The organism is Collimonas sp. OK307 (genome assembly GCF_900113705.1).
GTDB lineage: Bacteria > Pseudomonadota > Gammaproteobacteria > Burkholderiales > Burkholderiaceae_D > Collimonas.
The window spans coordinates 1-11,894 of record NZ_FOQI01000035.1; the positions used below are offsets into that span (position 1 = coordinate 1).

An 11,894-nucleotide genomic window follows, 5' to 3' on the forward strand; every position below is an offset into this window, starting at 1 on the left:
GGAACGCCGTGGCGATACCGGTCACGGCATTGGTGCAACCCGGGCCGGCGGTAGTCACTACCACGCCCAATTTGCCGGTCTGGCGGGCATAACCGTCGGCAGCATGGGCCGCGACTTGCTCATGCCGCACGTCGATGATGCGAATGCCTTCGTCGATGCAACCATCGTAGATATCGATGATATGGCCACCGCACAGGGTAAAGATAGTGTCGACGCCTTCATTCTTCAGCGCACGCGCCACCAGATGCCCACCTGACACAACGCCGGCTTCACGGCTCTTGCGTTTGAGCGTATCGTCGGCCGTGGTGCTTGACACTGCGCCTGGCGCTACTTTCGACTCGGATATCACTGCTGCCATTGCTCCTCCTGTTATCGGTTATCCGCCAGAACAACGCCTCTTGCGTTGCTTCAGCTTGATGCCATCTTAGCTAGCTCACGTAGCTCCCGGCATTGACCTCGGTCAAGTTTTCACGCATCATCTTTGTCGCTGTCGACCATCCCTTAGAACGCTTACATGACCCTCATAGAAAACCATCCAGAGAAAAACATCATTCGTGTTCAGCTGCGCCAAAATAATGTTTTAAAAGAACTAAACGAGAGTGAGATGCTCGAGCTGGAATCGCACCTGACCGTGGTGGATGGCGGAAAAGGGGAAATCCTGCTGCACCAGGGCATTCACGAGATGGAGCAATACTTCATCCTGGACGGCATCCTCAAGCGCGTAGTGACCAATCAGCAGGCCAAGGAAATGATCTTGCGCTTCACCGACGAGCGCGACATGGAGACCAGTTATGCCGCCTGGCGCCTGAAAACGCCTACGCCATATAGCATCGTCTGCGTTTCCAAGGCGCGGGTTGCCAAATTGCCACTACAGCAATGGGCCGCTTTCATGGATAAACATCCGAAGCTGAAGCAAACCTTCGAATATGAAGTGATGCGCCTGATGAGCGAGATCATGGCGCATACCATCACCCTACATTTGCTGGATGCGCCGGGTCGCGTCCATCGCTTCTTGCGTAAACATCCCGACCTCTACGATCGCATTCCTAAAAAGGAACTGGCGACCTACCTGAACATTTCCCCGGAAACCTTGAGCAGGCTGAAGCACCAGGGGAAAATCTAAGCGTCAGGCTGCATCGCGTATACATTGCGTACACACGATGCGATGCGCATGACGTGCAAGATGTAACTGAAACGCCATGTTTAATCGTACATAGCGCAGATCAAAGTAAAAAACGACGAAATGGTGTTGTATTCCGCGCCTATTTGTTTATATTGCAGTGCAAGATATTGACAGGACACATACCTGTTATCGGATAATGTCATTAGAAATTTAATTATTCGAGCTTTATAATGCAAAGCAGCATAAGAGATTCTTACTTTGACAGGAGCATCACCATGACTACAGCTACCAACAGCTTCACCCCGGCGAACAGCACTGGGTTTTCCGCAAAAGTGGCAAGCTTTGCTTACGCTGTAGCCGCTACCGTATTCAACATCAATCTGCGTGAATCGCTGGATGCAAAGACTACTGGCGACAAGACAGACGCCAGCTACACCTGGGGCATGTAAATCCCGGTGTTTTACAAGCGTCGCTACAGCAACGCTTGTAAAAAATAAAAGAAACAAAAAAAACAGCCAATCATTGATTGGCTGTTTTGCTTTTGACGGCGGATTTTAAATTTCTACCCTTCTGCTCCGTACGGCATTCCCGTGCCGCAGCAAAATACAGTTATCCGATCGTGTGATATCTAGGTCGAACGCTTGACTGCGGCTCCTGCATGCGGCGTGTCGAATCCCTGCGAGTAGGCAGGCACTCCTTTGTCTACCCAGCGCTTGCGCATTGGCGCCAGGATGAACTTGGCCGTCAGGCCGGCGCCGATCGTAATCACCGCCGCAGCGATAAAGACCCGGTTCCACGCTCCCCCCGCAGACAACACCGAAGTCAGCGGCACCAGCAAGGCTGCGGTGCCTTTCGCTGTATATAGCGTACCGGCGTTGCCGGCAGCGTATTTACTACCGAAGGTGTCGGCGCAAATCGCTGGGAAGATCGAAAATATTTCACCCCAAAACAAGAATACCAAGGCCGCAAAGAACATGAAGGCATACGGATTATGCCCGTATTGCATCAGCCCCAGCAAGGCGACGCCCTCGCCCATGAACACGATGAACATGGTGTTTTCCCGGCCGATCTTGTCGGAGATGAAACCGCACAGTGGCCGTGTGAAACCGTTGCAAAGATTATCGATGGAGAGCGTCATGGTCAGCAGGGGCAGCGTCACTCCCAGCATCGTAATCGGCAGCTTGGCTATGCCGAAATCCTTGGCGATAGGCGCCAGTTGTGCAGTCGCCATCAGACCGCCTGCCGCGACGGCAACGAACAGCACATAGATCACCCAGAACACCGGCGTCCTGATCATCTGTCCTGCCGTATAGTCGATTTTCGTCATGGTGATTTTCCTGGATACCACCACGCCCTTAGGTGGAACCGGCCTCACCATCAGCAAAGCCAGCAGGAAAATGCACACGCCCTGGAAAATACCGAAGAACAGGAAAGCGCGTTCGTAGCCTGACGACTGGATCATGTTGGCGATCGGGATCACAGTCACCGCGGCGCCGGCGCCGAAGCCGGCAGCAGTCAAGCCGGCAGCCAAACCGCGGCGGTCAGGAAACCATTTCAACGCATTGCCTACACACGTGCCATATACACAACCCGCGCCGATGCCCGCAATAATTGCCGCAGCATACAACTCGAACAGATTGGTTGCCATGGAATTAATTACCCATCCGGCACCGGCAAACAACGCGCCGACAGCGATCACCGGACGCGGGCCGAATTTATCGACCAGCCAGCCTTCGATCGGCACTAGCCAGGTTTCGGTCACGATAAAGATGGAAAACGATAGTTGAATTGCCGCTTGCCCCCAATGATGCTTGGCGTCCATCGGATTGACGAATAGTGTCCAGGCATATTGCAGATTGGCGACCAAGCCCATGCATATGATGCCGATAATCAGTTGAATCCACCGATTAGGAGCTCGCTTGGCGTTACTGGTGTCCATGTATCTTGTCTCCTGATGATTTTAGGATGCTTATTTTTTATCTAATGCGTATTAGGCATTACGTATTACGTGTTACGTGTTACGTGTTACGCATTACTACTCGTATTACCTAAGCTTGATGCAATAGTACCGATCCAGTGGCGGCAACATACGAAACTTGCGCCATGATTCATTTTGCGAGAATTTCCTCGCTCAATCCTTGACGTCGGTTAAGATTGCGTACATTGCCGCCGGGCCGGATCGGCTATTTGGCGCGATTCAGGCGACGCGCTGCAACTGCACCTGGCCACGCTCGTCCTCGAAGGTTTTCGCCAGTAATTTCACCAGGGCGTAGACCGTATCGAGCTGTGGCGTCGGCGTATGCGTCAGGCGCGCCAGTTCGATTACCGATCCGACCAGTGCATCGATTTCCAGCGCACGTCCTGCCTCCACATCCTTCAGCATCGAAGTTTTGTGCTTGCCTATTTTTTCAGCGCCTGCAATACGTTTGTCCAGCGGCACGCGAAAGGTGATGCCAAGTTTATTGGCAATCGACTGTGCTTCGGTCATCAGCGCCGCGGCCAGCTCTCGCGACAGTGGAAACTGGCAAATATCGACCAGTGTCGAGTGGGTCAATGCGCTGATCGGATTAAAACTCAGGTTGCCCCACAGTTTGAGCCAGATCTCAGAACGGATATCGTCCAGCACCGGTGCCTTGAAGCCGGCGTTCACAAAACATTCCGATATGCGCAGTACGCGTTCGCTCTGGGAACCATCCAGCTCTCCCAAAGGAAAACGTTCACCTTCAAAATGCCGCACCACGCCTGGCGCTATCAGCTCGGAAGCCGGATATACCACGCAGCCGATCACCCGCGATGCGGGAATCTTTTCACTGATCTTGCCGGTGGGGTCTACCATTTTCAGATGGCTTCCCTCCAGGGTGCCGCCAGTCTTATGAAAGTACCAGTAAGGAATGCCATTCTGCATGGTGACGATGGCCGTCTCCGGCCCCAGCAGATGATGCAGCTCGTCAGTGATGCTTTCAAGCTGATGCGCCTTGAGCGCCAACACCACCAGATCCTGCGGTCCGGCCAGCCGGTAATTATCTGTGGCCTTGGCTTTATCGGCTATATGCTCCGAGCCATCCTCCATGATCAGTTTCATGCCATTGCGTCGAATGGCGTCCAGGTTGGCCCCGCGCACGATAAAGGTGACATCTTCGCCGGCCAGCGACAGCTTGGCGCCAACGTAGCCGCCAATGGCTCCAGCCCCTACAATTGCGATTTTCATGATTGCTCCCTGCTAGTAATAAAAAATCTGTAAACTTTGCTGCGGCTTCTATTCAAAGCGGTTACTGAGTTTGCCAATGCCTTCGATTTCGACTTCGACCGTACTGCCCGGCTTCATCGAGCCGACCCCGACCGAAGTTCCGCACAAGATGATGTCGCCGGGATAAAGAGTCATCTCCTGCGAGATCAGGCTCACCAGTTGCGCGGCTGAAAACAGCATGTCGCTGACGGGGTAATCCTGCCGCACCTCGCCATTCAATATGGTCTTGACCGTCAGCGTGCTCGGATCCAGGCCGCTCGCCACCACCGGTCCGAAAGGGCAAAAGGTGTCCAGCCCCTTGGCGCGCACCCATTGGGCAAATGACGGATCGCGATTCAAGATATCGGCGACTGTCACGTCGTTGGCACAGGTGTAGCCGAATATGTATTTGCCGGCATCGGCTTCGGATACCCGGCTGGCATTCTTCCCGATCACGATGCCAAGCTCACCTTCAAACACCACTTTGCCGCCGGCGGCAGGTTGGCGGATGGTTTCCTGCGGATTCAAATAAGAGTTGGGCGACTTGATCAGATACAGCGGCTCGGCCGGCCGTGTCAGATTCAGCTTGGCGCCGAGCGCACCGAAGTTATTCCACAACGCCAGGATCTTGCTGGGCTGGGTCGGCATCAATACCTTCACGTCATCCAGGTTCACATACAGGCCTGACGGTTTCGGTTCGGCGAACATGACGCCTTCCCATACCTGGATCCGCTTGCCTTCCAAAGTGCCAAAGCGAACCGTGTCCTGATATTTAAAACGTAACCAGTGCTGTATCATTTTTAATCTTCCTAGTACCTGTTGATGATTTGATTGCCAGGCCCCGTCGACTGCAAGGCACGGCACGTTGAAAATTTATTGCGCTCGAATTACGCACGACTTCCGCCGTATCCGATTCGGGATACAAACAAGTTGCTGCCATGTGGATAGTGGCGCGATACCCGGTGCACAGATGGGGGCTGTTCTGCCTCGGTATCTGCTTAGGTTCCTGAGGGGATCACCCTCACGAACCTATAGATAAGATCCGATGGTGGTCAGACTAGCCGGTCAGGAACGCGACCTAACGCCTGGAGCTCTGCTTCCTTGATTTCATGTTCTGGAATCGATTCATTCATGAGTGCCTTTCGCATCGGTTTCAATACAAACCACGCCAGCAAGGCCGCAACCGCGTTCATGACGCTGCTGACTACAAACACCGCCTCCCAGCTCCCGGTTGCTGCCGTCAGCATGCTGGAAAGCGGCACCAGCAATGCCGCCGTACCTTTTGCCGTATACAAGAGGCCGGCGTTGGCTGCCGCATACTTGCTGCCGAAAGTATCGGCGCAGGTCGAGGGAAACAAGCTGTAGATTTCGCCCCAGGCGAAAAAAACCAGGCCGGTCAGTATCACGAACAACAGCGGATCGGCGCCGAATTTATACAGCATCAGGATGCCGAACGATTCCAGCGCAAAGCAGATAAACATGGTTTGTTCACGCCCGATCTGATCCGATACCCAGCCGAAAAACGGCCGTGTCAATCCATTCAGGACACGATCGATTGCCAGCGCAAAAGTTAGTGCGGGCAAGACCAGGCCCATGATATTGACCGGCACATCCATGACCTGGAAGTCTTTGGCGATCGGCCCCAGTTGCGCGGTTGCCATCAAGCCGCCGGCGGCGACCGTAACGAACATCAGGTACATGATCCAGAAGACCGGCTGTCGCAAGACTTCGCTCGGGCGATAGTCGCGCCTGCCTTGCTGTATCTTGATTTTCGAAGGCGTGCTGCCCTTCTTCAGGTAATTTGGCGCCGCCTTCAGGCCAAGTGCAATCAGAAACACGACCAGCCCCTGCCCTATGCCGAAGTAAAAGAATGCAGACTCATAGCCGCTGCTCTTGATCATCGCCGAAATCGGAATGATGGTGATCGCCGAACCTGCCCCGAAGCCGGCTGCGGTGAGCCCCGCAGCCAATCCTCGCCGGTCCGGAAACCATTTCAGCGCATTGCCGACACAAGTACCGTACACAGCTCCTGCACCGATCCCGCTGATGGCCGCCGCGATATACAGCATCGGCAGAGACGACGCGTAGGAATTCATGACCCAGCCGAGGCCGCAAAAGATGCCGCCGACCAGTACCACCGGACGTGGCCCAAGCTTGTCTACCAGGTATCCTTCGATAGGAACCAGCCAGGTTTCGGTTAATACAAAAACGGTAAAGGCAATCTGGATCGCGGCCTTGCTCCAGCCGTATTTTTCAGAAATAGGATTAACGAACAGGGTCCAGCCATACTGCAGGTTGGCAATCATGGCCATGCAAATGATCCCCATGATTAACTGCCACCATCGATGCGAGTTCGATACCCTGCCCCCTGGTGCTGCACTATCTTGATTCATGTCTGCGTCTCCATTATGTTTGGTTTTCTGCGTCGCCATGAACATCGCGTTGTGCCTAGTCGTGCATGAGCGACCATGAGTGTTCACCTCGCATTCTTTTCCTCCCGCTTTACCGTCTTATGCGGCAATCGCAGAAAATGCATGGTGCACTGATTGTGCGAGGACTTGTTGCGCCGATCCTTGACTACGGTCAAGATTAGCAATTTTCCGTTGCTAAGAATTTGCCTCAGATGCCGACTTCGGCACGCTGCACTTCCGCCCAGTTAACGTTGAAGCCAGGCTGGCTGCCCGATGCCTTGATGTTCTCCAGGCAGCGTGCTTTGGCGCATTCGATTGCCTTGATCAGGAAATCTGCGTCATAGGCAGCCAGCAAATGGCGTTGATGCGTTTCAATATAAGAGCAGATCACGTTCTTCTCGCCGGCACCCGCCACCAATGAACGGTAGGTGTCGTAATCCCAATGCCAGCTCAAGCCCAGTTCATGAAAGGCGGCGTTGTAGGCAAACAGGGATGTTTCTTCTGCAAGGTCGATAAAAGTGCGCTCGATGGTGATGCTAGCCATGATTCATTTCCTCCTAAATACACATTTCAGCGATTGGAATAACCTGATGCATCCGTCTGCATTTGTCTCCAGACTTGAAGCCATGGTAGAGAAAATAAATCATTAGTCATAGTTAAAGTTTTTGTGCATAATCATTAGTAAATACTTATTCATAAAAATGGGACAAGAATGAAAAACGCGACATTGCGACAGCTGAAAACCTTCGAAACCGTGGCGCGCCATCTGAGCTATTCGCGTGCGGCCGAAGAATTGCACCTGACGCAACCGGCAGTCTCGCTGCAGGTCAAGCAGTTGGAAGAGCACGCGGGTTTGCCTTTGTTCGAGCAGCTTGGAAAAAAAATATACCTGACCGCAGCCGGCGTCGAAATGCTGAGGCATGGCCGCATGATCATCCAGCAGTTTCGTGAAACCGAAGACGCCATGGCGCAGTTGAAAGGGGTGTCCGGAGGACGCCTGAACGTGGCGGTGATCAGCGCCGGCGACTATTTCTTCCCGCGCCTGCTCGCGGAGTTCCAGCGTCGCCATGAGAATGTGAGCCTGAAGCTGACTGTGCATAATCGCGAAGAATTGCTGCGCAGCCTGCAAGACAATCTGACCGATCTCGCGGTCATGGTCAGGCCGCCGGAGGATCCCGGCATGATCAGGCAGGCGTTCGCGCCCCATCCTTACGTCATCGTCGCCTCGCCCCAGCATTCGCTGGCGGGCAAGAAGCGGATTCCGATGACGCGCCTGATGCGCGAACCCTTCATTGTTCGTGAAAGAGGCTCGGATACCTGGAACTCGATGCAGGAGAGTTTTGGCGATCACCTGGCGCAACTCAATGTGGCCATGGAAATCAAGAGTTTTGAAACCATCAAGCAAGCGGTGATCGCCGGCATGGGCATCAGCTTCCTGTCAGTCCATACCATCAGCCTGGAGCTGCAGGTCGGCAATCTGGTAGTGCTCGACGTTCAGGGATTTCCAGCGATGCTGAACTGGTATGTGGTGCATCGCCAGAACAAGCAGTTGCCGCCGGTGGCAATCGCCTTCGAGAATTTTTTGATGAGCGATGGCGCGCAATTGATCGAAACGTTTACGCGCTTCAAGCTAAAGCCCTGAGCCGAAATCCTAAGCTGAAACCCCGGGACGGCATTACGGTGTCGTCAGCTCTTTGGCTTTTTTTGGCCGGCCGCCAAGCTTGCCATTTTCACGGGCAGCCTTGGCTTTCGCTTCAGTGGACATCTTGCCGCCCATTTTCCCGATCTCGGACGCCATCCAGCGTTTCGAGCCGAGAAAACCTTCAAGCAATGCCGGCAGGTATAAATCGGCATCGAGCTGCGGAAAATGAAGTCCCAGGCCGGAGGGCGTGATTTCGATGTCAGCGAGGTCTGCCGGACGCGCATGTTCCAGACCCTGGGCGTGCTTTGGGGAAAATGCCAGTTCCAGTCCGGACGCTAGTGAAATTACGATACGTGCGACGCGGCGATCGTAATGAACCGCCACTACTGCAGGGAATGCGTTCCTGGTCGCGGCGGCGCGCTGGTGAGCCGCCTCGAGGGCCTTATCAGTAATATCCATATCTGACTCCATTTATCACAAAGAACCTTCAAGGCGGCATTGAGCCCGCCTGCGATTTTGTTTAGTTCTTTATGAGAAAACCCATAATTCTCGCGCAGTTCGGGCGGTCCATCCGGACAATGCAAATTGAACATTGCCTCGCATCCGTGGCCGATAACATGAACGTGGGCTGGACGATGATCGTTTGGATAAATCGTCACACGCAGTCCGAAAATTGCAAGCACAGTGGGCATTATATCAAAACCCAAGCTAGTTGGGTTATTTAGGTTTTGTCAGATACGCAACCTTACCTTAAGCTGGTATAAGGGAAATCGCAAAACCTTCATGTCACTGCATCAAATCACTGTATCAAACCACCGCCTCGCGCTGCTTCCGCAGCGTATCCAGCACGATCTCCATCAACTCCGCGCCGTCGTGCTGATCCACATACTGCAGCAGGGAGCGCCGCATGCGCGGCTCCCAAAATCGCTTGATGTGGCTGGCGATGTCGTGCTGCGCCTGCTCCCGGTCAGGCATGGTTTCAAAGAAGCTGCCGATCTGGTTCGCCATCCTGATAAGGTTAGCAGGATTCATTTCCTTGCCGTGTCCGGTTTGGCTCATTTGCTGACCTCATCCAGCAGCTGTGGTGTCTCGCCGGCCAACAGACCAAGTTGCTCGCGATTAAACTGGCCGTATTGCCGTTGCCACTCCGATGGCTGCGCTACCGGCATGACCTGCACCGCCGTGACCTTATATTCCGGACAATTGGTGGCCCAGTCGGAATTATCGGTGGTGATGACATTGGCGCCCGACTCAGGGAAATGGAAGGTGGTATACACCACGCCCGGCTGGACTCTTTCAGTCACCGTTGCGCGCAGCACGGTTTGCCCTGCGCGCGATTCAATGCCGACCCAATCGTCTTCCTTGATGCCTCTGTCTTCGGCGTCGTGCGGATGGATCTCCAGCCGGTCTTCGCTATGCCACTCGACGTTCTCGGTACGCCGGGTCTGGGCGCCGACATTATATTGCGACAAGATCCGGCCGGTGGTCAGGATCAACGGGAATTTCAGCGTCACCTTTTCGTCGGTAGCGATATATTGCGTATTGATGAATTTTCCCTTGCCACGCACGAACTCGTCGATATGCATGATCGGCGTGCCGTCCGGAGCTGCGTCATTGCATGGCCATTGGATACTGCCCAGCTTCTCCAGCCTGGCATAGCTGACACCACGGAAAGTTGGCGTCAGCGCCGCGATTTCATCCATGATTTCCGACGGATGCTTGTAAGGCATTTCATAGCCCAACGCCTTGGCCAGGGCGATCGTGACTTCCCAGTCGGACAAGCCGGCTTTGGCTGGCATCACTTTGCGCACGCGCGAGATACGCCGTTCGGCATTGGTGAAAGTACCGTCCTTCTCAAGGAAAGAGGAGCCTGGCAGGAATACGTGAGCGTACTTGGCGGTCTCATTCAGGAAAATGTCTTGCACCACGATGCATTCCATATTCGACAAAGCCGCAGTCACATGCTGGGTATTCGGGTCGGACTGGACGATGTCCTCGCCTTCGCAATACAAGCCCATGAAACTGCCATCCATGGCGGCATCGAACATGTTTGGAATCCGCAAGCCCGGTTCAGAGGCCAACGTCACGCCCCAAGCCTGTTCGAATTCGGCGCGAACGGTACTGTCCGAAACATGCCGGTAGCCTGGCAACTCATGCGGGAACGAACCCATGTCGCAAGCGCCTTGCACATTGTTCTGGCCGCGCAGCGGATTGACGCCGACGCCATCGCGACCGACGTTACCGGTAACCATGGCCAGGTTGGCGATGCCGATCACGGTAGTTGAACCTTGCGCATGCTCGGTAACGCCGAGGCCGTAATAGATGGCGCCGTTTCCCGCTGTCGCAAACAAACGTGCGGCGCCGCGCATCTCCGCCGCCGGTATGCCGGTGACACTTTCCATCGCCTCTGGTGAATTGTCCGGACGTAATACGAACGCTTTCCAGTCGGCATACGATTGCCGGTCGCAACGTTCGGCAACGTAGTCAGCCTTTTCCAGGCCTTCGGAGAGAATCACGTGCGCCAAAGCTGTCACAACAGCGACATTGGTGCCCGGGCGCAGTTTCAAATGATAGTCCGCTTCGACATGCGGCGACTTCACCATTTCAGTGGTACGCGGATCGATCACGATCAGCTTGGCGCCCTGGCGCAGGCGGCGTTTCATTTGTGAAGCAAACACCGGATGACCAGATGCCGGATTGGCGCCGATAATCATGATGACATCCGACTTCATCACAGAATCGAAAGTCTGGGTGCCGGCTGATTCGCCCAGCGTTTGCTTCAAACCGTAGCCGGTAGGCGAATGGCAGACACGGGCACAGGTATCGACGTTGTTATTGCCGAAAGCGGCGCGCACCAGTTTTTGCACCAGATAGGTTTCTTCATTGGTGCAACGCGAGGATGTGATACCACCGATGGAATCCTTGCCGTGTTTGGCCTGGATACGGCGGAACTCGCTGGCGGCGTAGGTCAATGCTTCGTCCCACGACACTTCGCGCCATGGATCGGTGATCTTGCTGCGTATCATCGGTTTGGTGATGCGGTCCTTGTGCGTCGCGTAACCCCAGGCGAAGCGACCCTTTACGCAGGAATGACCGTGGTTGGCCTTGCCATCCTTGTGCGGCACCATGCGCACCACTTCATTACCCTTCATCTCGGCCTTGAACGAACAGCCGACGCCGCAATACGCACACGTCGTGATCTTGCTGTGCTCGGCCTGGCCCATCATGATGACGGTCTTTTCAGTCAGCGTCGCAGTCGGGCAGGCTTGCACGCACGCGCCGCAAGACACGCATTCCGACTCCATGAAACTATCCATCTGCCCTGCCGACACGCGCGATTCGAAACCGCGGCCGTCAATCGTCAGCGCAAACGTACCCTGGGTTTCTTCGCAAGCACGTACGCAGCGGTTGCAGACGATGCATTTGGAGGGATCGTAGGTGAAGTAAGGATTCGACTCATCCTTTTTCATCTTCAGGTGATTGTCACCTTCG

At 54.5% G+C, this 11,894-nt stretch carries 13 protein-coding genes; 3 read left to right on the top strand and 10 right to left on the bottom strand.

The genetic code is table 11. From position 1 onward, the window contains the following. Positions 1–358, bottom strand: a 358-nt coding sequence (locus BM205_RS23735; protein ID WP_139227391.1) for a thiamine pyrophosphate-binding protein, incomplete at its 3' end; no start/stop codon positions are given. A 156-nt stretch (positions 359–514) separates the two neighbouring features. Here BM205_RS23735 and BM205_RS23740 point away from each other — a divergent pair. Continuing rightward, on the top strand, positions 515–1,123 hold the full coding sequence (locus BM205_RS23740) for a Crp/Fnr family transcriptional regulator (protein WP_092417307.1): 609 nt from the start codon (positions 515–517) through the stop codon (positions 1,121–1,123). A 275-nt stretch (positions 1,124–1,398) separates the two neighbouring features. After that, positions 1,399–1,572, top strand: coding sequence for a hypothetical protein (locus BM205_RS24405; RefSeq protein WP_175511374.1), 174 nt, complete (start codon positions 1,399–1,401; stop codon positions 1,570–1,572). A 179-nt stretch (positions 1,573–1,751) separates the two neighbouring features. Here the strand turns inward: BM205_RS24405 and oxlT (BM205_RS23745) are convergent, their stop codons facing one another. From oxlT (BM205_RS23745) to BM205_RS23765, 5 genes are all read right to left on the bottom strand, one after another. Continuing rightward, positions 1,752–3,062 carry an oxalate/formate MFS antiporter gene (gene oxlT / locus BM205_RS23745; RefSeq protein ID WP_092417308.1) on the bottom strand — a complete coding sequence of 437 codons (1,311 nt, stop codon included), beginning with the start codon at positions 3,060–3,062 and terminating at the stop codon, positions 1,752–1,754. A gap of 258 nt (positions 3,063–3,320) precedes the next feature. After that, a complete protein-coding gene (locus tag BM205_RS23750; protein WP_092417309.1) occupies positions 3,321–4,331 on the bottom strand; it encodes a 2-dehydropantoate 2-reductase in 1,011 nt (336 codons plus the stop codon). A 48-nt stretch (positions 4,332–4,379) separates the two neighbouring features. Beyond that, positions 4,380–5,147, bottom strand: a complete 768-nt coding sequence (locus tag BM205_RS23755; RefSeq protein WP_092417310.1) for a fumarylacetoacetate hydrolase family protein — start codon at positions 5,145–5,147, stop codon at positions 4,380–4,382. A gap of 254 nt (positions 5,148–5,401) precedes the next feature. Then, complete coding sequence (gene oxlT, locus BM205_RS23760; protein WP_092417316.1) at positions 5,402–6,742, bottom strand: oxalate/formate MFS antiporter; 1,341 nt, start codon at positions 6,740–6,742, stop codon at positions 5,402–5,404. A gap of 226 nt (positions 6,743–6,968) precedes the next feature. Then, positions 6,969–7,304: an HAD family hydrolase gene (locus tag BM205_RS23765; protein WP_092417311.1), complete on the bottom strand. Its 336-nt coding sequence runs from the start codon at positions 7,302–7,304 to the stop codon at positions 6,969–6,971. A 168-nt stretch (positions 7,305–7,472) separates the two neighbouring features. Between BM205_RS23765 and BM205_RS23770 the strand changes: the two genes are divergently transcribed. Next, complete coding sequence (locus BM205_RS23770; protein WP_092417312.1) at positions 7,473–8,402, top strand: LysR family transcriptional regulator; 930 nt, start codon at positions 7,473–7,475, stop codon at positions 8,400–8,402. Positions 8,403–8,435: 33 nt separating this feature from the next. Here the strand turns inward: BM205_RS23770 and BM205_RS23775 are convergent, their stop codons facing one another. From BM205_RS23775 to fdhF, 4 genes are all read right to left on the bottom strand, one after another. Further along, positions 8,436–8,861 (bottom strand): DUF2442 domain-containing protein, encoded by a 426-nt coding sequence (locus BM205_RS23775; protein ID WP_092417313.1) that lies wholly within the window; start codon positions 8,859–8,861, stop codon positions 8,436–8,438. Then, complete coding sequence (locus tag BM205_RS24815; protein ID WP_092417314.1) at positions 8,786–9,094, bottom strand: DUF4160 domain-containing protein; 309 nt, start codon at positions 9,092–9,094, stop codon at positions 8,786–8,788. The genes BM205_RS23775 and BM205_RS24815 overlap by 76 nt, the downstream gene beginning before the upstream one ends. Before the next feature lie 115 nt (positions 9,095–9,209). Beyond that, on the bottom strand, positions 9,210–9,434 hold the full coding sequence (locus BM205_RS23785; RefSeq protein ID WP_092417318.1) for a formate dehydrogenase subunit delta: 225 nt from the start codon (positions 9,432–9,434) through the stop codon (positions 9,210–9,212). A gap of 23 nt (positions 9,435–9,457) precedes the next feature. Next, positions 9,458–11,894: formate dehydrogenase subunit alpha (gene fdhF, locus BM205_RS23790; RefSeq protein WP_092417320.1), on the bottom strand; the 2,437-nt coding region annotated here is incomplete at its 5' end.

Bases quoted from the DNA above. Each gene is read 5' to 3' on its own strand.
- BM205_RS23740 (WP_092417307.1), top strand. From the start codon at position 515: ATGACCCTCATAGAAAACCATCCAGAGAAAAACATCATTCGTGTTCAG.
- BM205_RS24405 (WP_175511374.1), top strand. From the start codon at position 1,399: ATGACTACAGCTACCAACAGCTTCACCCCGGCGAACAGCACTGGGTTT.
- oxlT (WP_092417308.1), bottom strand. From the start codon at position 3,062: ATGGACACCAGTAACGCCAAGCGAGCTCCTAATCGGTGGATTCAACTG.
- BM205_RS23750 (WP_092417309.1), bottom strand. From the start codon at position 4,331: ATGAAAATCGCAATTGTAGGGGCTGGAGCCATTGGCGGCTACGTTGGC.
- BM205_RS23755 (WP_092417310.1), bottom strand. From the start codon at position 5,147: ATGATACAGCACTGGTTACGTTTTAAATATCAGGACACGGTTCGCTTT.
- oxlT (WP_092417316.1), bottom strand. From the start codon at position 6,742: ATGAATCAAGATAGTGCAGCACCAGGGGGCAGGGTATCGAACTCGCAT.
- BM205_RS23765 (WP_092417311.1), bottom strand. From the start codon at position 7,304: ATGGCTAGCATCACCATCGAGCGCACTTTTATCGACCTTGCAGAAGAA.
- BM205_RS23770 (WP_092417312.1), top strand. From the start codon at position 7,473: ATGAAAAACGCGACATTGCGACAGCTGAAAACCTTCGAAACCGTGGCG.
- BM205_RS23775 (WP_092417313.1), bottom strand. From the start codon at position 8,861: ATGGATATTACTGATAAGGCCCTCGAGGCGGCTCACCAGCGCGCCGCC.
- BM205_RS24815 (WP_092417314.1), bottom strand. From the start codon at position 9,094: ATGCCCACTGTGCTTGCAATTTTCGGACTGCGTGTGACGATTTATCCA.
- BM205_RS23785 (WP_092417318.1), bottom strand. From the start codon at position 9,434: ATGAATCCTGCTAACCTTATCAGGATGGCGAACCAGATCGGCAGCTTC.